The sequence below is a fragment of the Streptomyces longispororuber genome (assembly GCF_024448165.1).
GTDB classification, from domain to species: Bacteria; Actinomycetota; Actinomycetes; order Streptomycetales; family Streptomycetaceae; genus Streptomyces; species Streptomyces longispororuber_A.
On sequence record NZ_JAMOLN010000038.1, the window covers coordinates 37,125 to 57,933 of the forward strand.

Annotated in this window: 19 protein-coding genes and 2 tRNA genes; 7 read left to right on the plus strand and 14 right to left on the minus strand. The window is 70.2% G+C overall.

Translation table 11 applies throughout. The features are described 5' to 3' along the window. Positions 1 to 16: 16 nt before the first annotated feature. The 6 genes from mreD to folC all read right to left on the minus strand — a co-directional run bounded on the left by mreD (position 17) and on the right by folC (position 5,640). A complete protein-coding gene (gene mreD, locus M4J07_RS13765; protein ID WP_255971527.1) occupies positions 17 to 691 on the minus strand; it encodes a rod shape-determining protein MreD in 675 nt (224 codons plus the stop codon). An 18-nt stretch (positions 692 to 709) separates the two neighbouring features. Beyond that, positions 710 to 1,660, minus strand: coding sequence for a rod shape-determining protein MreC (gene mreC / locus M4J07_RS13770; RefSeq protein ID WP_255971529.1), 951 nt, complete (start codon positions 1,658 to 1,660; stop codon positions 710 to 712). 155 nt (positions 1,661 to 1,815) lie between these two features. After that, the gene (locus M4J07_RS13775) at positions 1,816 to 2,835 is read right to left on the minus strand and encodes a rod shape-determining protein (protein ID WP_059131610.1); all 1,020 of its coding nucleotides are present in this window, start codon (positions 2,833 to 2,835) and stop codon (positions 1,816 to 1,818) included. Between the two features lie 296 nt (positions 2,836 to 3,131). Next, complete coding sequence (ndk, locus tag M4J07_RS13780; protein ID WP_255971538.1) at positions 3,132 to 3,545, minus strand: nucleoside-diphosphate kinase; 414 nt, start codon at positions 3,543 to 3,545, stop codon at positions 3,132 to 3,134. Positions 3,546 to 3,751: 206 nt separating this feature from the next. Beyond that, positions 3,752 to 4,096, minus strand: a complete 345-nt coding sequence (locus tag M4J07_RS13785; protein WP_255971540.1) for a DUF4233 domain-containing protein — start codon at positions 4,094 to 4,096, stop codon at positions 3,752 to 3,754. A gap of 5 nt (positions 4,097 to 4,101) precedes the next feature. Further along, positions 4,102 to 5,640 carry a bifunctional tetrahydrofolate synthase/dihydrofolate synthase gene (folC, locus tag M4J07_RS13790; protein WP_374215034.1) on the minus strand — a complete coding sequence of 513 codons (1,539 nt, stop codon included), beginning with the start codon at positions 5,638 to 5,640 and terminating at the stop codon, positions 4,102 to 4,104. A 133-nt stretch (positions 5,641 to 5,773) separates the two neighbouring features. Between folC and M4J07_RS13795 the strand changes: the two genes are divergently transcribed. Continuing rightward, positions 5,774 to 6,784, plus strand: coding sequence for a rod shape-determining protein (locus M4J07_RS13795; RefSeq protein WP_255971542.1), 1,011 nt, complete (start codon positions 5,774 to 5,776; stop codon positions 6,782 to 6,784). 33 nt (positions 6,785 to 6,817) lie between these two features. Here M4J07_RS13795 and M4J07_RS13800 read toward each other — a convergent pair whose 3' ends face one another. Then, positions 6,818 to 8,008, minus strand: coding sequence for a sensor histidine kinase (locus tag M4J07_RS13800; protein WP_255971544.1), 1,191 nt, complete (start codon positions 8,006 to 8,008; stop codon positions 6,818 to 6,820). A 273-nt stretch (positions 8,009 to 8,281) separates the two neighbouring features. Between M4J07_RS13800 and M4J07_RS13805 the strand changes: the two genes are divergently transcribed. From M4J07_RS13805 to M4J07_RS13820, 4 genes are all read left to right on the plus strand, one after another. Then, positions 8,282 to 8,851: a hypothetical protein gene (locus M4J07_RS13805; RefSeq protein ID WP_255971546.1), complete on the plus strand. Its 570-nt coding sequence runs from the start codon at positions 8,282 to 8,284 to the stop codon at positions 8,849 to 8,851. Further along, positions 8,848 to 9,573 (plus strand): response regulator transcription factor, encoded by a 726-nt coding sequence (locus M4J07_RS13810; protein WP_255971548.1) that lies wholly within the window; start codon positions 8,848 to 8,850, stop codon positions 9,571 to 9,573. Before M4J07_RS13805 ends, M4J07_RS13810 begins: the two co-directional genes overlap by 4 nt. 158 nt (positions 9,574 to 9,731) lie before the next feature. Further along, positions 9,732 to 10,787 (plus strand): glycosyltransferase family 2 protein, encoded by a 1,056-nt coding sequence (locus M4J07_RS13815; protein WP_255971550.1) that lies wholly within the window; start codon positions 9,732 to 9,734, stop codon positions 10,785 to 10,787. Positions 10,788 to 10,819: 32 nt separating this feature from the next. Next, entirely contained in the window at positions 10,820 to 11,014 is a 195-nt protein-coding gene (locus tag M4J07_RS13820) for a hypothetical protein (RefSeq protein WP_255971552.1), read from the plus strand. Positions 11,015 to 11,078: 64 nt separating this feature from the next. Here M4J07_RS13820 and M4J07_RS13825 read toward each other — a convergent pair whose 3' ends face one another. Continuing rightward, positions 11,079 to 13,736 (minus strand): valine--tRNA ligase, encoded by a 2,658-nt coding sequence (locus M4J07_RS13825; RefSeq protein WP_255971554.1) that lies wholly within the window; start codon positions 13,734 to 13,736, stop codon positions 11,079 to 11,081. Positions 13,737 to 13,851: 115 nt separating this feature from the next. Here M4J07_RS13825 and M4J07_RS13830 point away from each other — a divergent pair, with 115 nt between their 5' ends. Continuing rightward, positions 13,852 to 14,814: a hypothetical protein gene (locus tag M4J07_RS13830; protein WP_255971556.1), complete on the plus strand. Its 963-nt coding sequence runs from the start codon at positions 13,852 to 13,854 to the stop codon at positions 14,812 to 14,814. 82 nt (positions 14,815 to 14,896) lie between these two features. Here M4J07_RS13830 and clpX read toward each other — a convergent pair whose 3' ends face one another. The 5 genes from clpX to M4J07_RS13855 form a co-directional block, all read right to left on the minus strand. Next, entirely contained in the window at positions 14,897 to 16,183 is a 1,287-nt protein-coding gene (clpX, locus tag M4J07_RS13835; protein WP_255971558.1) for an ATP-dependent Clp protease ATP-binding subunit ClpX, read from the minus strand. Positions 16,184 to 16,338: 155 nt separating this feature from the next. Then, the gene (locus M4J07_RS13840; RefSeq protein ID WP_018531452.1) at positions 16,339 to 16,998 is read right to left on the minus strand and encodes an ATP-dependent Clp protease proteolytic subunit; all 660 of its coding nucleotides are present in this window, start codon (positions 16,996 to 16,998) and stop codon (positions 16,339 to 16,341) included. Between the two features lie 67 nt (positions 16,999 to 17,065). Further along, complete coding sequence (locus tag M4J07_RS13845) at positions 17,066 to 17,671, minus strand: ATP-dependent Clp protease proteolytic subunit (protein ID WP_255971568.1); 606 nt, start codon at positions 17,669 to 17,671, stop codon at positions 17,066 to 17,068. A gap of 335 nt (positions 17,672 to 18,006) precedes the next feature. After that, positions 18,007 to 19,404, minus strand: coding sequence for a trigger factor (gene tig, locus M4J07_RS13850; RefSeq protein WP_255971562.1), 1,398 nt, complete (start codon positions 19,402 to 19,404; stop codon positions 18,007 to 18,009). A 163-nt stretch (positions 19,405 to 19,567) separates the two neighbouring features. Then, positions 19,568 to 19,644: transfer RNA gene (locus M4J07_RS13855), tRNA-Pro, on the minus strand. A 175-nt stretch (positions 19,645 to 19,819) separates the two neighbouring features. On the opposite strand from M4J07_RS13855, the gene M4J07_RS13860 reads away from it, so the two are divergent. Continuing rightward, a tRNA-Gly gene (locus M4J07_RS13860) sits at positions 19,820 to 19,890 on the plus strand. A gap of 76 nt (positions 19,891 to 19,966) precedes the next feature. On the opposite strand, the gene M4J07_RS13865 is transcribed toward M4J07_RS13860, so the two are convergent. Continuing rightward, positions 19,967 to 20,161, minus strand: coding sequence for a hypothetical protein (locus M4J07_RS13865; RefSeq protein ID WP_255971564.1), 195 nt, complete (start codon positions 20,159 to 20,161; stop codon positions 19,967 to 19,969). Positions 20,162 to 20,809: the final 648 nt, after the last annotated feature.

Genomic DNA, 20,809 nt, shown 5'->3' on the forward strand with positions numbered 1-20,809 from the left:
GTCAACTGCCGTGTGCTCACAGGCGCTTGACCCCCTTGATCCGCCCCGCGCGGGCGGTGCGCGCCTTGATCGACTTCATCCGCAGTCCGCTGCGCTGGTTGCCGATGCGCAGGCCCGTGCCGGCGGAGAGCCAGCCGGCGGAGACGTCGGTGGCCTTGGCCGAGCCGCCGGAGCTGTCGGCCAGCGGATCGTTCTCGGCGCGTCTGGCGAGGGCCATCACGCCGGGCACGACGAACGGCGCGAGCAGCAGGTCGTAGAGCGCGGCGGTGAACAGGAGGCTGCCGAGGCCCACGTGGCGGGCGGCGGTGTCGCCGACGAGCGCGCCCACGCCGGCGTACAGCAGGGTCGTGCCGACGGCGGCGGCGACGACCACGAGCATCGGTCCCGCGGCGGAGCGCAGCTGCCCGTTGTCGGGCTTGGCGAGTCCGGCCAGGTAGCCGATGACGCACAGGACCAGGGCGTAGCGCCCGGCGGCGTGGTCGGCGGGCGGGGCGAGGTCGGCGAGCAGGCCCGCGCCGAAGCCGATGAGGGCGCCGCCCACGTGGCCGTAGACCAGGGCCAGGCCGAGGACGGTCAGCAGCAGCAGGTCCGGTACGGCGCCGGGGAGCTGGAGCCTCGCGAGGACGCAGACCTGGATGACCAGGGCGACGACGACGAGGGTGGTGGAGAGCAGCATTCGGTTGAAGCGCATGGTTTCTTGCTCCTCCTGCTACTGCTCGTAGCCGTTGTCGACACCGCCGCCGGCGGGCGCGGACGGCGTGGCGGTGACCGTCACGGTCGGCGCGGGCTTCGGCTTGGCGGGCTTGGCCGGCAGGACCTCGTCGCGCGGGTCGGTGCGCGGGGCCTGGACGACGACGCCGACGATGTCCAGCTTGGTGAAGCCGACGTACGGCTCGACGTAGATGGTGCGGGTCAGGTCGCCGCCGGACGGGTCGACGCGGACGACCTTGCCGACCGGGACGCCGGGTACGAACGGCTTGTCGGCCTGCGAGCCGAACGTGACGAGCCGGTCGCCCTTCTTGACCTTCGCCTTGCCGTTGAGCAGCTGGACGCGCAGCGGCCGGTCGCCCTGGCCGGAGGCGAAGCCGAGTTCGTCGGTCTTCTCCATGCGGGTGCCGACGGTGAAGTCGGGGTCGTTGGCGAGCAGCACCGTCGCGGTGTTCGGGCCGACGGTCGTGACGCGGCCGACGAGCCCCTGTCCGTTCAGGACGGTCATGTCGCGCTTGAGGCCGTCGCTGGCCCCCGCGTCGATGGTGACGGTCCAGGAGAAGCCCTGTGCGGACCCTATGGCGATGACCTGGGCGCCCTTGATGCCGTACTGGCCGGCGCCCGCCGTCTTCAGCATGGAGTCGAGCTGGCGGATCTTGCTCTGGTTGCGGTCGTCGCTGCCGAGCTTCGCCTTCAGCGCGGCGTTCTCCCGCTCCAGCTGGCCGATGCGGTCGTGCCGCTTGCCGGAGTCGCGGACCGCGCTTATGGCGTTGCCGATCGGGTCGACGGCGCCCGAGACGCCGTTCTCCACCGGGCCGAAGACCGTCGCGGCGGCCTGTCGGGCACCGTCGACCGGCGAGTCCTCGCCGCCGCGGATGTCCACCGTGATCAGTGCGAACGCGATGGCGATCAGCAGCACCAGGAGCAGCCGGCTCTCTCGTGTGTCCCTCACGTGCGGCGGCCGTGCCTTCCTCAATCGTTACTGCGGAGCTTCGTGTGGAGCTTCGTGCAGAGCTGGGTACGGAGGATTTCTATGCCTTGCCTCTATATCAACGATCCGCCGCACGAAGTGGCAGGCACTCGTACGGCGGACGTTTTCGCGTCACCTCATCTGCGCGGCTGGGCGTCCAGCACCTGCTGGAGCGCCTCGAACTCCTCGACGCACTTGCCGGAGCCGAGCGCCACGGAGTCCAGCGGGTCCTCCGCGATGTGGATCGGCATGCCCGTCTCGCGGCGCAGCCGCTCGTCGAGGCCGCGCAGCAGCGCACCGCCGCCGGTGAGCACGATGCCGCGGTCCATCACGTCACCGGAGAGCTCGGGCGGGCACTTGTCGAGGGTGGTCTTGACGGCGTCGACGATCGCGTTGACCGGTTCCTCGATCGCCTTGCGGACTTCGGCCGCCGAGATGACGACGGTCTTCGGGAGGCCGGACACCAGGTCCCGGCCTCGGATCTCGGTGTGCTCGTCGGAGTCGAGGTCGTACGCGGAGCCGATCGTGATCTTGATCTGTTCTGCGGTCCGCTCACCAAGAAGCAGCGAGTACTCCTTCTTGATGTGCTGAATGATCGCGTTGTCCAGCTCGTCGCCCGCGACGCGGATGGACTGCGCCGTGACGATTCCGCCGAGCGAGATCACCGCGACCTCGGTGGTGCCGCCGCCGATGTCGACCACCATGTTTCCGGTGGCCTCGTGGACCGGGAGGCCGGAGCCGATGGCCGCGGCCATGGGCTCCTCGATGATGTGCACCTGGCGGGCACCGGCCTGCGAGGAGGCCTCGATGACCGCGCGGCGCTCGACTCCCGTGATGCCCGACGGCACGCACACCACCACACGAGGCCGAGCGAGGTAGCGCCGCTTGTGGATCTTCAGGATGAAGTAGCGGAGCATGCGCTCGGTGATCTCGAAGTCGGCGATCACGCCGTCCTTCAGGGGACGCACGGCAACGATGTTGCCGGGGGTCCGCCCGATCATCTTCTTGGCTTCGGCACCGACCGCGAGAATGCCACCGGTGTTGGTGTTGATCGCGACCACGGACGGCTCGTTGAGTACGATCCCGCGACCCCTGACGTACACCAGCGTGTTGGCGGTCCCGAGGTCGACAGCCATGTCACGGCCGATGAACGACATTGAGTTCCCCATCAGGATTCGTCTGGCCTTCCCAAGTGGAGCTTCTGATTGCTTGTCAGGTAGGCGAGAGGTGGACGCGTGTGGCGTGGAGGCTTCCATCGTAGTCTCGCCTGCACGATCACGGCGCGAGGGTCTTCGCCATTGTCAGCAGATGAATCCCCGCCCCGCTAATGGGGACGTGCCGACGGAGGGTCCCGTTCCCCCAATCGGGGCGCATATGCCAAAGAGCGGCCCAATTTCTCGGGCCGCCCCTGGTCGGTCGCCGTGCGTGACTGACGCGACGTCAGAAAAGAAACTTACGCCAGGCCCGGGAAGAAGATCTTCAGCTCGCGCTCGGCCGACTCCTCGGAGTCCGAGGCGTGGATCAGGTTCTCGCGGACGATGACGCCGAAGTCGCCGCGGATGCTGCCGGGAGCGGCGGCGATCGGGTCGGTCGGGCCCGCGAGCTGGCGGACGCCCTCGATGACGCGCTCGCCCTCGACGACCAGGGCGACGACCGGGCCGGACGACATGAACGCCACCAGCGGCTCGTAGAACGGCTTGCCCTGGTGCTCGCCGTAGTGCTGCTCCAGCGTCTCCTGGCTCAGGCCGCGCAGTTCGAGCGCGCTGATCGTCCAGCCGGCCTTGCGCTCGATGCGGCCGATGATCTCGCCGATCAGGCCGCGGCGGACGGCGTCGGGCTTGAGCAGGACGAGCGTGCGCTGGGTCATTTTGGCTGGACTCCTTGTGCGGCCTAGGTGTGCGGGTCCCTGAGGTTACAGGGGGTCACCGGGGCCACTCGCCGTAGGGGCGAGGTTCTGGGGGTCTGCGGGCGCGTGGGGCCGGGGGAAGGCTGCGCGCCAGCGCACGCCTTCAGGGGCGCGGGGAACTGCGCGAGCAACCACGACGAGACCCGCACCCGACCGCGCGCCCACCCTCAAGCGGCGCTGGACCCCTGCTCCGCCCAGCGGGCCTTCGCCTCGTCGACCTTGCGCCCGAAGTGCACCGAGGCCCACCACAGCGCCGCGAAGCACGCCCCCAGGAAGAACATGAGCGGGACGAAGAACCCGCTCACGACGAGCGCACCCTGCAGCGCCCAGCCGAGCTGGACCCCGCCCGGCCGCGTCACCATCCCGCACAGCAGCACGCTGAGCAGCATCGCGATGCCGCACACCGTCCACACCACACCGCTCGACAGATCGGGGTCCTTCATCGCCACGAGACCGGCGAAGCCGATGATGAAGAACTCCCCGATCAGGGTCGAGGAACACAACGTACGCACAGCGATCAGCCCTTCCCCAGCAACAGCCTGGCCTCGCCGACCGTGATCACGGATCCGGTGACGAGCACACCCCCGCCCGCGAACTCGCCCTCTTCCTCGGCGAGCGTGATCGCGGCCTCCAGCGCGTCGTCGAGCCGCGGCTCGACCTGCACCCGGTCCTCGCCGAAGACCTCGACGGCGATGCCCGCCAGCTCGTCGGCGTCCATGGCGCGGTGGCTGGAGTTCTGCGTGACCACGACCTCGGCGAAGATCGGCTCGAAGGCCTCCAGCACCCCCCGCACGTTCTTGTCGGCGCTCGCGCCGACGACGCCGATGAGCCGGCTGAAGTCGAAGACCTCGCTGATCGCCTCGGCGGTGACCCGGGCACCCGCCGGGTTGTGCGCGGCGTCCAGGACGACGGTGGGCGACCGGCGGATCACTTCGAGGCGGCCGGGCGAGGTGGCCGCGGCGAACGCCTTGCGGACCGTGTCGATGTCGAGCGGCTCCACCCGCTCCGCGCCGACGCCGAAGAACGCCTCGACCGCGGCGAGCGCCACCGCCGCGTTGTGCGCCTGGTGCGCGCCGTGCAGCGGGAGGAAGACCTCCTCGTACTCACCGCCCAGGCCGCGCAGCGTCATGAGCTGGCCGCCGACGGCGACCTGGCGCGAGACGACGCCGAACTCCAGGCCCTCGCGGGCCACGGTCGCGTCCGTCTCGACGGCCTTCTTCAGGATCACCTGCGCCGCGTCGACCGGCTGCTGCGCCATGATCACCGTGGCGCCCTGCTTGATGATCCCGGACTTCTCGCCCGCGATCTCGCCGGGCGTGGAACCGAGCCGGTCGGTGTGGTCGAGGTCGATGGGGGTGATGACCGCGACCGATCCGTCGATCACGTTCGTCGCGTCCCAGCTGCCGCCCATGCCGACCTCGACGACCGCCACGTCGACCGGGGCGTCGGCGAAGGCCGCGTACGCCATGCCGGTCAGCACCTCGAAGAACGAGAGCCGGTACTCCTGCTGGGCGTCGACCATCTCGACGTACGGCTTGATGTCGTTGTACGTCTCGACGAAGCGCTCGTGCCCGATCGGCGCGCCGTCCAGGCTGATGCGCTCGGTGATCGACTGGACGTGCGGCGACGTGTACCGCCCGGTGCGCAGCTCGAAGGCGCCGAGGAGCGCCTCGATCATGCGGGCCGTGGACGTCTTCCCGTTCGTCCCCGTGATGTGGATCGAGGGGTATGCCTTCTGCGGCTCGCCCAGGACGTCCATCAGGGCCGCGATGCGGGCGACGGACGGCTCCAGCTTCGTCTCGCCCCAGCGCGTGGCGAGGTCGGCCTCCACCTCGCGCAGCGCCTTCACCACCTCCGGGTCCTGCGGGCGCGCCGGGATGCCGTCGCCCTGCGGCGCCCCGCCCTGCGTGCGCAGGGTGCGGCTGCCCGCCTCGATCACCGCGAGGTCGGGATCGCGGGTCGTCTCGGCACCCACGATCTCCTCGAAGGCGTCTGCGCCGTCGTCGTCGAAGGGGGCGTGGTCGTCGCTGCTGTCGCGCGGGGGGAGGTCACTCACGTACGCCAGTCTACGGAGCCGCACCGACAGCGGCGCGGACACCACCCGCCGCGCCGGTTCAGGACCTTGGACCCGTCCGTTTCGGGACCTTGGGCCCCCCGGATCACAGCATCGCCCTGCAAACTTGGCGATCATGGACATAGGCATCGATCTCGGCACCGCCAACACCCTTCTCTACGTGCGCGGTCAGGGCATCGTGCTGAACGAGCCGTCGGTCGTGGCCGTCAAGGAGGGCGGCCGGGGCGGCGTGCTGGCCGTGGGCAGCGAGGCGAAGGAGACCATCGGGCGGACCCCGGGGTCGATCACCGCGATCCGGCCGCTGCGCGACGGCGTCATCAGCGACTACGAGGCGGCCGAGGAGATGATCCGGCACTTCGTGCGCAAGGCCGTGCCGGGCCGGCGGCCCCGCACCCGGATGGTCGTCTGCGTGCCCAGCGGCGTCACCCCGGTCGAGCGGCGCGCCATCGTGCACGCCGCCCAGCGGTCCGGGGCCCGGGCCGTGCACCTGATCGAGGAGCCGATGGCGGCGGCGATCGGGGCGGGCCTTCCGGTGGCGGAGCCGCGCGGGTCGATGGTCGTGGACATCGGCGGCGGCACGAGCGAGGTGGCCGTCATCTCACTGGGCGGCGTCGTCACGTCGCAGTCGCTGCGGGTGGGCGGCGACCGGCTCGACGAGGCGATCACCGACTTCGTGCGCAAGGAGCACGGGCTGCTGATCGGGGAGCGGACCGCCGAGCACGTGAAGGTCGCGATCGGGTCCGCGTGGCCCGTGCCGGGTGAGGACGCCTTCGAGATGCGGTCGTTCACCGTGCGGGGCCGGGAGAAGGTCGCGGGGCTGCCCAGGACCGTCGAGCTGACGGTGCGCGAGGTGCGGGCCGCGCTCGACGAGCCGGTCGAGGCGATCATCTCGGCGGTGCGGGCGACGCTGGAGGAGTGCCCGCCGGAGCTGTCGGGCGACGTCATGGAGCACGGGATCGTGCTGACCGGCGGGGGCGCGCTGCTGCCGGGCCTCGACCTGCGGATGGCGTCCGCCACCGGGATCCCGGTGTTCGTGGCGGACGATCCGCTGGACAGCGTCGCGCTCGGCTGCGGGAAGTGCGTGGACGAGTTCGACGACCTGCAGCGGATGCTGACCGCGGCGTAGCCCGCTCCCCCGCCGGGCCCCGAGGGGCCCGGTTCACCCGCCGCCGGACCTCGGCAGTTCCGCCTCCACCTCGTACGTGCCGTCCCGCTCGCCCGCCCGGAACGTGCCGCCCATCGCGTGCACCCGCTCCGCCATCCCCGCCGTACCGGTCCCCGCGGAGACCGGGGCGAGGCCGGGGGCGGTGTCCGGGAGGGGGTTGGCGACCGTGACGCGGAGGCGGTCCGCGGTCAGCCCGACCGTGATCTCGACCGGCTGCCCGGGGGCGTGCTTGGCCGCGTTCGTCAGGCACTCCTGGACGACCCGGTAGACGGCGGCCTGGCGCAGCGGGGACTGGTCGTGGGCGGCGGCGTCGACGTGCACCCGCACCTCGTTGCCCGCGCCGCCGCTCTCCCGCGCGAGCCGGGGCAGGGCCTCCAGGCCGGGGGTCGGGGCGCCGCCTCCGCTGCCGCGGCGCACGACGATCTCGTTCAGCAGCAGGTGCGCCCGGCGGGCCGTCTCCGACAGCTCGTCGAAGTCCCGCTCCCAGGGCTCGCCGCGGGCCCGCCGCGACAGCACCTCCGCACGCACCGCGAGCATGGTCAGCTCGCGGCCCACGAAGTCGTGCACGTCCCCCGCGACGCTGCTGCGCTCCTCCTGCACGGCCTGGAGCAGCGCGGTCTCGGTGCGCTGGCGCTCCAGTGCCTGGACGAGGTCGCGCCGGTTCGCGGCGATGCCGACGCCGGTGGCGAGCACGCCGACCGGCACGACGAGACCGAGGAACTGGCTGACCGTCTCGCCGCGGTGGGCCGGCCAGTCGGGGAGCGCGTACGAGACGCCGCACACGACGAGATATCCGGCGCACGCGAGGACGCCCGCGGTGCGGCTCCGGTAGCGGGCCACGGAGTACAGCGCGAACTGGATCAGGGTCAGCTCGTGCAGCCAGCCCAGGAACACGAGGGCGACCGCGTACGGGAGCCAGGGGCCCCACGGCACCCGGCGGCGCAGCAGCAGCGTCGCGGCGCCGAGGGCGAGCACGATCGTGGCCATCGTGCCGTTGAGGGAGTTGTCCGCCTTGGCGAGGCCCGGGATGTCCAGACTCATCAGGGCGAAGCAGCCGCCGGCCGTGGCCAGGTCGACGGCGTGCGGGGTGCCGCGCCAGCGCTCCATCCGCGGCCACCAGCGCCCCAGACGACGGCCCGCGGCCGTCGCCCGGCGGATCGCCCGTGTGCCGGCCTGGTCGTGCATGGGGTCCATCATCCAAGGCCCCGTGCCCGGTTCGGGCGGCTCGGGGCCTGATCGGGTGACGGCGGGCGCCCCGGCGCGCCGGTCCCCGCTCCCGGGCCGGGCCGCCGCCGGAAGGCCGGGCGCGGCCCCGGCCGTCAACGCGGCCCGGCCCGGCCGCAGTTCGCGGCGCGGCCCGCCCGGCCCGCCGGTCGCGCGCGTCCATCCGCCGTAACCCGCTCGGCCGTCCGGCGCGGTGACCACCCCGTCCGGGGACTCCGGGGGTCCAATCGGAGCATGTGGTACGCACATCACCCCGGCCGCCGCGCCCGGCAGCTCCTCGGCGACGGAGCCGTCCTGCTGTGGACCGCGGGCTGGGCCGCGGCCGCCGTCGTCGCGCACCGGCTCATCTCCTTCGAGGCCCGTCCCGCGCCCCACCCCCGGCCCCGGATCCCGCTGCTCGGACCGCGGATGAACGGCACGCTGCACGACGTCGCCCTGGCCGGCGACCGGCTCGCGAGCGCCGCGCCGCCCGGGGCGGGCCCCGCCCGGGCACTGGCCCTCCTCGCGGCCGTCGCCCTGTTCGTCGTACCCGTGGGGCTGCTGCTCCTGCTGTGGCTGCCGCGACGGCTGCGCTGGGTCCGGCAGGCCGCCGCCGCCCGGGACCTCGCGGCCACCGAGGACGGCCGTGAACTCCTCGCCCTGCGTGCCCTGCTGCGCCCCCTCGACGAGGTCGGCCGCACCGCCGACACGCTCCCCGACAGCACCCCGGGCAGCCTCGCCGAGAGCTGGCGGGAGGGCGACCCGGCGACCCTGGACGCGCTGGCGGAGGCGGAGCTGGTCCGGCTCGGGCTGCGCGTCGCATGACCCACGGCACGCCCGGGAGACGGGCCCTGCCGCTGCTGCTGGTGGCGACGCCGCCCGACGCTCCCCCTGAGATCCTCCAGCAACTGCAGGACGAGCACTTCACGTACCACCTCGTGCACACCGGCCGGGACGCCCTGCGCGACCTCTACAAGTACCGGCCGGATCTGATGCTGCTCAGCCTGCGGGTGCGCGACCCGGGTCCGTGGGAGGTGCTGCAACAGGTCCGCGCCCTGAGCGAGGACCTGCGCGTCATGGCACTCGACCGCAGCTACCGGGAGCGGATCGCCCTGCGGGCGCTCCGGGCGGGCGCCGACGATCTGCTGTGGCTCGACATGCCCCGGCCCCTGGCCAAGGCGCTGATCCTGGCGCGACTGCGCCGGGCCCGGCCCGCCGAACCGACGCACCAGCTGCTCAACGACGGCTGCCTCAGCCTCGACGTCGCCACCCGGGAAGCCTCGCTCGACGGCACCTTCGTCCCCCTCACCCCGCTGGAGTTCGACCTGCTGTTCGCGCTCGCCTACAACGCCGGACAGGTGCTCAGCCCGCAGCAGCTCATCGACCGGGCCTGGCGGACCCGGCCGGACGGGGACCCGTCGAAGGTCAAGTACACGGTGCTGCGCCTGCGCCGCAGCATCGAGCGGGCCACCGGCCGGCCCGCCCCCGTGGAAACCGTCCGCGGCGTCGGCTACCGGTACCTTCCGCCCGGCCGGACCCGGCCCTAGGACCCGGGCCGAAGGGCCCTTTCCGTCCCGCGCCGCCCTCAGCAACCGTCGCGCAACCCGCGTGCCACGGTCCCACCACCCTGCCGTCCCACAGTCGTCGGTGTCGCAGGAAGACCTGCCTGCGACGCTTCGACGACAGAGCAAGGGACAGCTCTTCCATGACACTCGTCGCCCTGATACCCGCCCACGACGAACAGGACCGCATCGTCGCCACCCTGGCCGGCCTGTACCGGCAGACCCGGCGCCCCGACCGCATCGTGGTCGTCGCCGACAACTGCTCCGACAGGACGGCCCGCATCGCCGAGTACTGCGGCGCCGAGGTCTTCCTCCCCACCGACAACAGGGACAAGAAGGCCGGCGCACTCAACCAGGCTCTCGCGCCCCTGCTCGCGGACCTGGACGACGACGCGTACGTCCTCGTGCAGGACGCCGACACCGTCCTCAACCCGGACTTCGTGCGCTGCGCCGTCGAGGCCTTCGACGAGGACGGGACGGTCGGCGCGGTCGGCGGCATCTTCTACGGCGAACAGGGCAGCGGCGTGCTCGGCATGCTCCAGCGGATGGAGTACCAGCGCTACGCACTGGAGATCCGCCGCAAGAAGAACGAGGCCGTGGTCCTCACCGGCACCGGCACCCTGTTCCGCGCCGACGTGTTGCGCCAGGTCCGCGACGCCCGGCTCGCCGGGACGATCGGCGGCGGTGACGGCTACTACTCGCTGGCCTCGCTCACCGAGGACGACGAGATGACCAAGGCGGTCAAGACGCTCGGCCACCGCACGGTCTCCCCCGACGGCTGCTGGCTGGTCACCGAAGTGATGCCCTCCATCGGCAAGTTGTGGCACCAGCGGCTGCGCTGGCAGCGCGGCGCCCTGGAGAACCTGCGCGACTACGGCTGGACCAAGGTCACCGCGCCGTACTTCCGCCAGCAGATGCTGCTCGGCGCCGGCGCCCTGGCGCTCGCCCTGTTCGCCCTGTTCGCCGTGCTGAACCTGACGCTCGTGGGCTGGGGCGGCTTCTCCGTCTTCTGGACCGCGATCACCCTGCTGTTCGTCGCCGAACGCACCCTGACCGTGCGCCGCCTCGGCTGGCGGGCCGCGCTGCTGGCCGCGCCACTCATCCCGGAGCTGCTCTACGACGTCTTCCGCCAGGCCGTCTTCGTCCGCTCCCTCGTCGATCTGGCGCTGCGCCGCGAGGCCCGCTGGGTCGCCACCTGAACTCACGCCCCACGCACAGGAGTTGATCCACCATGTACGGAAAGCCCACCGACGCCGCGATACTCGGTGGCGGCGGCACCGGAGCCCTCGCCGCCACCGGCTCGAACCCGCTGGCCATCCTCGCCCTGGTCGTCGGCTGTCTCACCCTGATCGCCGCGGGACTCGCCCTGCGCAGCCTGGTCCCGGTGCTGCGCGGCAAGGACGACGGCCCCGGCCCCACCGCGTAGCCGCACGCACGAAGGCCCCCGGAACCCTGCGGTCCCGGGGGCCTTCGTCATGCCCGTACGAGGGTCACGCCTGCGGCAGTCGCTCCAGCTGCGCCTGGATGCGGGCGATGTCCTCGTCCGCCTTGGCGAGGCGCGCGCGGATGCCGTCGACCACGTGGTCCGGGGCCTTGCTCAGGAACTTCTCGTTGCCCAGCTTGCCCTCGGCCTGCGCCTTGTCCTTCTCGGCGGCGGCGAGGTCCTTGGCCAGACGCTTGCGCTCGGCGGCCACGTCGATCGCGCCCGACAGGTCCAGCGCCACCTCGGCACCGGCGACGGGCAGCGTCGCGGCGGCCGCGAAGTCCTCGCCCTCCGGCTGCAGCTTGAGCAGCTGACGGATCGCCGGCTCGTGCGGGGCCAGCGCCGTGCCGTCCAGGGTGAGCCGGGCCGGGACGCGCTGCCCGGCCTTCAGCCCCTGCTCGGCCTTGAAGCGGCGGACCTCGACGACGACCTGCTGGACCGTCTCGATCTCCTTCTCGGCCGCCTCGTCCCGGAAGCCGCCCGGTGCGTCAGCACCAGGAACCGACACAGCCTTCGGCCAGTCGGCGACGACCACGGACTCACCACCGGTCAGCGTCGTCCACAGCGTCTCCGTCACGAACGGCACGACCGGGTGCAGCAGTCGCAGCGTCACGTCCAGGACCTCACCGAGGACCCGGCCCGACACCTTGGCCGGCTCGCCGCCCGCCATGAACGTCGTCTTCGACAGCTCGACGTACCAGTCGAAGACCTCGTCCCACGCGAAGTGGTAGAGCGAGTCGGAGAGCTTCGCGAACTGGTAGTCGTCGTAGTACGCGTCGACCTCGGCCACGACCTTGTTGAGCCGCGACAGGATCCACCGGTCCGTCGCCGTCATCTGCGACGGCTCCGGCAGCGGGCCCTCGATCGTCGCGCCGTTCATCAGCGCGAAGCGGGTCGCGTTCCAGATCTTGTTGGCGAAGTTCCGGGAGGCCTGGACCCAGTCCTCGCCGATCGGCACGTCCGCACCCGGGTTGGCGCCGCGGGCCAGCGTGAACCGGACGGCGTCCGAACCGTAGGCGTCCATCCAGTCGATGGGGTCCACCGCGTTCGGGTTCGACTTCGACATCTTCTTGCCGAACTCGTCGCGCACCAGACCGGTCAGGGCGACCGTCTGGAACGGGATCTCGCCGTCCATCGAGTAGAGCCCGAACATCATCATCCGGACGACCCAGAAGAAGATGATGTCGTGCCCGGTCAGGAGCACCGAGGTCGGATAGAACTTCGCGAGGTCCTCGGTCTGCTCCGGCCAGCCGAGCGTGGAGAACGGCCACAGGCCGGACGAGAACCAGGTGTCCAGGACGTCCTCGTCCTGCGTCCAGCCCTCGGCCTCGGTGCCGGGCGCCTCCTCGTCGGGACCGACGCAGACGACCTGGCCCTCCGGCCCGTACCAGACGGGGATCCGGTGGCCCCACCACAGCTGGCGCGAGATGCACCAGTCGTTGAGGTTGTCGACCCAGTCGAAGTACCGGCGCTCCATCTCCTTCGGGTGGAGCTCGACCCGCCCGTCGCGGACCGCGTCACCGGCGGCCTGGGCGAGCGTCTCGACCTTGACCCACCACTGCAGCGAGAGCCGCGGCTCGATGGTGGTCTTGCATCGGGAGCAGTGGCCCACGGAGTGGACGTACGGCCGCTTCTCGGAGACCACCCGGCCCTGCTCGCGCAGCGCGGCGACGATCGCGGACCGCGCCTCGAAGCGGTCGAGGCCCTGGAACGGACCGGGCACGGTGATCACACCGCGCTCGTCCATGACCGTCAGGGTCTCCAGGTCGTGCCGCTGCCCGATCGCGAAGTCGTTCGGGTCGTGGGCCGGGGTGACCTTGACCGCGCCGGTCCCGAACTCCGGGTCGACGTGCGTGTCCGCGACCACGGGGATCGTCCGGTCGGTCAGCGGCAGCTTGATCCGCTTGCCGATGAGGCGCGCGTACCGCTCGTCGTCCGGGTGGACGGCGACCGCGGTGTCACCGAGCATCGTCTCGACCCGGGTGGTCGCGACGACGACGGTCTCGTCGCCCTCGCCGTACTTCAGCGAGACCAGCTCGCCGTCGTCGTCCTGGTAGTCCACCTCGATGTCCGAGATGGCCGTCAGACAGCGCGGGCACCAGTTGATGATGCGCTCGGCACGGTAGATCAGGCCGTCGTCGAACAGGTCCTTGAAGATCTTCTGGACGGCGCGGGACAGCCCCTCGTCCATGGTGAACCGCTCACGCGACCAGTCGAGACCGGCGCCGAGCCGCTTCAGCTGGCCGAGGATCCGGCCGCCGTACTCGTTCTTCCACTGCCAGGTCTTCTCGACGAAGGCCTCGCGGCCGATGTCGTGCCGGGACTTGCCCTCCTCGGCGAGCTGCTGCTCCACCTTGTTCTGCGTGGCGATGCCGGCGTGGTCCATGCCCGGCAGCCAGAGCGTCTCGAAGCCCTGCATGCGCTTGCGGCGCGTGAGGGCGTCCATCAGCGTCACCTGGAACGCGTGGCCCAGGTGCAGCGCGCCCGTGACGTTCGGCGGCGGGATGACGATCGAGTACGGATCCTTCTCGCTCTTGGCGTCAGCGGTGAAGTAGCCGCGGTCCACCCAGCGCTGATACAGCGCCCCCTCTACCTCGGCCGGCGCGTACTGGGTCGGCAGTTCGGTGGTGGGCGCTGGGTTCTGCTGCTGAGAGTTCTCGGTCACGCCGCCAGTTTAGAGGGGTCACAAGGCTGTACTGAAACCGAATCCGGTGGCCCGAACCGCACGCGCGTACGTCAGGATGTCGGGAGCACATAAGCATCGGGAGGGAACCCCACCAATGAGCTACAACCAGCCGGGCCCTTACGGAGGCCAGCAGCCCCAGCAGCCCGGGCCCTACGGCCAGCAGCCGCAGCAGCCGGGCCCGTACGGCCAGCAGCCCCAGGCCCCGCAGCCCGGCTACGGCTACCCGCAGCAGGCGCCGCAGGGCGTCCCGCCGCAGCAGCCGAACCCGTACGGCCAGCAGCCCGGCGGCTACAGCCAGCCGCAGCAGCCCGGCCCCTACGGCCAGCCGCAGCAGGACGCGTACGGCCAGTACCCGCCGGCCCCGCCGCAGGGGGGCGGCAAGAAGAAGACCGGCATCATCATCGCCGCGGTCGCGGTGGTGGCGGCGCTCGGCGTGGGCGCGTACTTCGTGCTCGGCGGGGGCGGCGGCGCGTCGGTGGCGGACGACGGCGCGCACAAGCTGACGACGCCGGCCACGGTCCTGGGCGAGTACAAGAAGGGCGCCGACGACGGCGACGGCTTCGACGAGCAGGACATGAAGGACGCCGAGAAGGACGGCCTGAAGAACGGCAAGCCGGTCAACGCCTCGTACCAGGTCCAGGACACCTCCAACCCGCTCGCGGGCAAGGTGCTCCAGTTCCAGGGCGCGTACGGAGAGATCGAGGACCCGGAGTCGGTCGTCGACGGCATGTTCTCCAAGGGTGCGCTGGAGGCCGCGAAGGGTGGCGACAGCGACGACGCCAAGGCCGAGCTCGTCGGTGACCCGACCGACTACAGCACGGACGACTACATCCTGAAGTGCCAGGAGATGACGGTCGAGAACACCGACCCGTCGTCGGGTACGTCCACCGGGCCCAAGAAGGTCCACATGCCGGTCTGCATCTGGGGCGACCACAGCACCGTCGCGCTCGTCGCGCCGGTCGAGATCGCCGACATGATGGCCGGCAAGAGCCCGGACCTGAAGACGGCTTCGGAGACCACGAAGAAGTTCCGCGCCGAGGTCCGCGTCAAGGCCTGACGCCCGGATCGCAGCGCACGAGAGGGGCCCCGGTCGGATGTCCGACCGGGGCCCCTCTCACGTCGTGTCGACCGCTCCGCGGCTACGCCGACTTCTGCTCGCCGCTGCCGCCGCCGCGCGCGTCCCGCGGGATCAGCGTCGGGTTCACGTTCGAGTGAACGGCTTCCGCGGTGATGACCACGCGCGCCACGTCCTTGCGGGACGGGACCTCGTACATCACCGACTGGAGGACTTCCTCCATGATCGCGCGCAGGCCGCGGGCGCCGGTGCGGCGCAGGATCGCCTGGTCGGCGATGGCCTCCAGGGCCTCGCGCTCGAAGTCCAGCTCCACGCCGTCGAGTTCGAAGAGGCGCTGGTACTGCTTCACCAGGGCGTTGCGCGGCTCGACGAGGATCTGCAGGAGCGCCTCGCGGTCGAGGTTGTGGACCGAGGTGATGACGGGGAGACGGCCGATGAACTCGGGGATCATCCCGAACTTCACCAGGTCCTCCGGCATGACCTCCTGGAACTGGTCCTTCTCCTCCAGCTCGCGCTTGGAGTGGATCGTCGCGCCGAAGCCGATGCCCTTGGCGCCCGCCCGCGACTCGATGATCTTCTCCAGTCCGGCGAACGCGCCGCCCACGATGAACAGCACGTTCGTCGTGTCGATCTGGATGAACTCCTGGTGCGGGTGCTTGCGGCCGCCCTGCGGCGGGACCGACGCCGTGGTCCCCTCGAGGATCTTCAGGAGGGCCTGCTGCACGCCTTCGCCGCTGACGTCGCGCGTGATCGACGGGTTCTCGCTCTTGCGGGCGACCTTGTCGATCTCGTCGATGTAGATGATCCCGGTCTCGGCCTTCTTGACGTCGTAGTCGGCCGCCTGGATCAGCTTCAGCAGGATGTTCTCGACGTCCTCGCCGACGTAGCCCGCTTCCGTGAGCGCCGTCGCGTCGGCGATGGCGAACGGGACGTTCAGCATCCGCGCCAGCGTCTGGGCGAGGAGCGTCTTGCCCGAGCCGGTGGGGCCGAGCAGCAGGATGTTGGACTTCGCCAGTTCGATGGCGTCGTCACGGCCGCTCGCGCCGCCGTTCTCGCCGGCCTGGACGCGCTTGTAGTGGTTGTAGACCGCCACGGAGAGCGCCTTCTTGGCGGCCTCCTGGCCCACGACGTAGCCCTCGAGGAACTCGTAGATCTCGCGCGGCTTGGGAAGTTCTTCCCAACGCACTTCGCTCGTCTCCGCGAGTTCTTCCTCGATGATCTCGTTGCAGAGGTCGATGCACTCGTCGCAGATGTATACACCGGGGCCTGCGATGAGCTTCTTGACCTGCTTCTGGCTCTTTCCGCAGAACGAGCACTTGAGCAGATCGCCGCCGTCACCGATGCGTGCCACGAGGTGCTTCCCCTTCGCCTGGGAGACGCCACGTTCAGCGGCTCCTGGTGCCTGTATCCGACGGTACCTTGCCGGGCCCCCCGTTCGGGCCCCCCTTGGCACGGTTCACTTTGACGTGAACCGTGCCAAGGGATGGCAGACGATACAGCGAGCCGTTACGCGATCGCCTCGTTGTTCATCTTGCGCGTCGAGATGATCTGGTCGACGAGGCCGTACGCCAGGGCGTCCTCGGCCGTCAGGATCTTGTCGCGCTCGATGTCGTCGCGGATCTTCTCGATCGGCGTCGTCGAGTGCTTGGCCAGCATCTCTTCCAGCTGCGTACGCATCCGGAGGATCTCGTTCGCCGCGATCTCCAGGTCGGAGAGCTGCTCACGGCCGGTGCCGCCGGAGGGCTGGTGGATCAGCACGCGGGCGTTCGGCAGGGCCATGCGCTTGCCCGGGGTGCCGGCGGCGAGGAGCACGGCGGCCGCGGAGGACGCCTGGCCCATGCAGACCGTCTGGATGTCCGGCTTCACGAACTGCATCGTGTCGTAGATGGCCGTGAGGGCCGTGAACGAGCCGCCGGGGCTGTTGATGTAGATGGAGATGTCGCGGTCCGGGTCCATCGACTCCAGGCACAGCAGCTGCGCCATGACGTCGTTGGCCGACGCGTCGTCGATCTGCACGCCGAGGAAGATCACGCGCTCCTCGAAGAGCTTCGCGTACGGGTCGTACTCGCGCACGCCCTGCGAGGTGCGCTCGACGAAGCGCGGGATCACGTAGCGGTTGTCGACCTGCGGGCCCGTGTAGAGGCCGCTGCCGGGGATGTTGTTCATGATGGCGGTGTTCCGTCCTGGTGAAGGAAGCAGTGGGCTTGGGGCAGGCCGACGCTGATCGCGGGGATCAGGCGCCGGTGCCGCCGCCGCCCGGAACACCCGTAGCGGCAGTGATGATCTCGTCGATGAGGCCGTAGTCCTTGGCCTCCTCAGCGGTGTACCAGCGGTCGCGGTCGCCGTCACGGATGATCGTCTCGACGGTCTGGCCGGAGTGCTGGGCCGTGATCCTCGCCATGCGCTGCTTCGTGCGCAGCAGGTACTCGGCCTGGATCTTGACGTCGGAGGCCGTGCCGCCGATGCCGGCGGAGCCCTGGTGCATCAGGATGTCGGTGTTCGGGAGCGCGAAGCGCTTGCCCGCGGTGCCGCCGGTGAGCAGGAACTGGCCCATGGAGGCGGCCATGCCCATGCCGATGGTGACGACGTCGTTCGGGATGTACTGCATGGTGTCGTAGATCGCCATGCCGGCCGTCACCGAGCCACCGGGGCTGTTGATGTAGAGGTAGATGTCCTTGTCCGGGTCTGCGGCCAGGAGGAGCATCTGCGCGGTGATCTTGTTGGCGATGTCGTCGTCGACCTGCTGGCCGAGGAAGACGATTCGCTCGCCGAGCAGCCGGTTGTAGACATGGTCGCCGAGGCCACCACCGATGGACGGCTCGCCGGCGGCGGAAGGCATCTGAATCGTCACGTATCCACCTGCTCGTCTCTGACGGCTACGCGCCGTCTCGCGTCTCTAGCTGGGGGCGGGGGCCTCGCTCGGGACTCCCCTGCCCGCCTCTTCATGGACCCTAACGCGCGGGTCCCTCCGGGGAATCCCGCAGAAGGAACTGTTCGCTGTGAGCGCAGGTCGCTCCGCTCGTGGCGGGACCCGCGGACGCGTCTGCCTCGCGGTGCCGGTCGGCGGGTGCGAGTGGTCCGTGGTCGCTCGCGCCGTTCCCCGCGCCCCTGCGGGGCACGACAGGCCCCCGGAACCGAAGTTCCGGGGGCCTGTCACAGGTACTGCTGCGAGGCTCAGGCCTCGGTCTTGTCCTCGGCGGACTCGACGGACTCGGTGGCGTCGGCGGCGGCCTCGGTGGCCTCCTCCGTCGTCTCCTCCTCATCGTCCTCCAGGTCGACGACCTCACCGTTCGTGTCCTTGACGGTGGCGGCCTCGACGACCACGGCAAGGGCCTTGCCGCGGGCGACCTCGCCGACCAGCATCGGGACCTGGCCGCCCTCGACGACGGCCTGGGCGAACTGGTCGGGGGACATGCCGGAGGAGGCGGCGCGACGCATGAGGTGCTCGGTGAGCTCCTCCTGGTTCACGTTCAGCTTCTCCTTGTTGACGAGCTCGTCGAGGACGAACTGCGTCTTGATGCCCTTGACGGCCTGCTCGCGCGTCTCGGCGTCGAACTCCTCGACCGTCTTGCCCTGGATCTCGAGGTACTTCTCGATGTCCAGGCCCATCTGGCCGAGCTGGTGGTGCTCGAGGTTGTGCTTGCGGGTGTTGACCTCGTCCTCGAGCAGCTTCTCGGGAACGGGGACCTCGACCAGCTCGAGCAGCTTCTCCAGGACGCGCTCCTGGGCCTGCGTGGCCTGGTCGTACTGCTTCATGTTCTCGAGGCGCTTGCGGCTGTCGGCCTTCAGCTCGTCGAGGGTGTCGAACTCGGAGGCGAGCTGGGCGAACTCGTCGTCCAGGGCCGGGAGTTCACGGGCGGCGACCTGGGTGACCTTGACGGTGACCTCGGCCTCCTTGCCCTCGGCGGAACCGCCCTTGAGCTCGGAGGTGAAGGTGGCCTCGCCACCGGCCTCCAGGCCCTTCACGGCCTCGTCGATGCCGTCGAGCAGCTCGCCGGAACCGATGGTGTAGGAGACGCCGGAGGCGACGCCGTCCTCGAGGACCTCGCCCTCGACCTTGGCCTCCAGGTCGATCGTCACGACGTCGCCGTCCTCGGCGGCGCGCTCGACCGGGTTCGTCGAGGCGAAGCGGTCGCGCAGCTGCTCGACCGACTTGTCGACGTCCTCGTCGGTGACCTCGACGGCGTCGACCTCGACCTCGATGCCGGAGTAGTCCGGGATCTCGATGGTCGGGCGGACGTCGACCTCGGCGGTGAAGTTCAGCGTCTCGCCGTCCTTCAGCTCCGTGATGTCGACCTCGGGCTGGCCGAGGACGTTGAGCTCGGCCTCGTTGACCGCCTCGGTGTAGAACTTCGGGAGCGCGTCGTTGACGGCCTCCTCGAGGACCGCACCGCGGCCGAAGCGCTGGTCGATGACGCGGGCCGGGATCTTGCCCTTGCGGAAGCCCTTCACCGTGACCTGCTGGTTGATCTTCTTGTACGCCGCGTCGAGGCTGTCCTTGAGCTCCTCGAAGGGCACCTCGATGCTGAGCCGAACCCGGGTCGGGTTCAGGGTCTCCACGGCGCTCTTCACGGTTCGGTCTCCTTGGGGGCTGACTTCTTGGGTTCTGCCCGGCTTGAGAGACACACGGGCATGCAGCTTGCATAGTAACGGCACGCCGGAGCCCGCCCACAATGCGATCTTGAACTGGGCCCTACGGTGATCCGCAGCGGCCCGCACGACGCCGCGACAACGCTGGTCGGGGTGGCGGGATTTGAACCCACGGCCTTCCGCTCCCAAAGCGGACGCGCTACCAAGCTGCGCCACACCCCGTCGGTGCGACACGTAGGGTACATGCCCGCAGGCGGTGCGGCTCCCGCATTGCGGGGCGCATCGGAGGGCGCATCGAGGGCGCACCGGAGGGGCTCGGTAATGGGGTGTGCGGGCGGGGCCCCGGACCCGCTACGATGCCACCGTGCCGCTGTCACCGACCTGCGGTGCGAGCCGTGCGGGCGTAGCTCAATGGTAGAGCCCTAGTCTTCCAAACTAGCTACGCGGGTTCGATTCCCGTCGCCCGCTCTCGACAAAGGCCTCCGGCCCGGATCCACTCCGCGTGGACCGGGCCGGGGGCTTTTTCGCGTCCCCGGCCGCCGCCTCAGAAATTGATCGCGCTGATGCTGTCCGCGACGGAGTTGAGGAAGTTGTTGATGGCGGGGGCCATTCCCGTCGAGGCCAGGAAGAAGCCGAAGAGCACCGCCACTATGGCGGGCCCTGCCTTGATCGAGCCGCCGCGCATCAGCACGACGAGAACGATCGCCAACAACAGCACCACTGACAGCGAAATGGCCACACTGATCACACCCTAGGTCGGTCCGCTCTCCCGGCCCGGGGGGCTCAGCCCCACACACCCCCCGCCAGAACCATCGTGCCACCAACACGGCTCCTGTATGCGGTCGGTGACGCATCGTCGGCCATGCGCGCGCGGGGGCGCGAGGGGCCTGTGGCCTTGGGGCGCATGAGCAGTGCACGTCGGCGGGGCCGTGGGGGTGTCCGGCGGGGGTCGGAATTCGGCTTGATCGTTTCCATCGGCGCACATGCGGTGCACACATGCCCCACGCATGTCTTTCCCGGTTTTCCCGCAGTTTCCCCTTGGCGTACGCACAAGGAAATCAACAGAATCCGACGGCTGAATTACTGCGGAACATATTCCACCGAATCGGGCATATCCCCGGAGTCGCCCGCGGGCGTTATGCGTGCTTTAAGCGGGATGAGCAGTGCGATAACGGACAGATCGGCAATAGGGCGACTGCGTGCGCCCGGATGTCGACTTCCGCGAATCCTGGGTACCCGAGACCGATAAGGAGGAATCGAGTTGAGGGTTTTACGAAATCCCACAGGCCCCACTAGGGTGCCTCAGATGTTCCACACTGCCACGACCCCAGCCGGCGCAGTGCGGTCCCGGATCTTCTCCCCGAGTTCCTGGTGGGAGGGCCGGTGA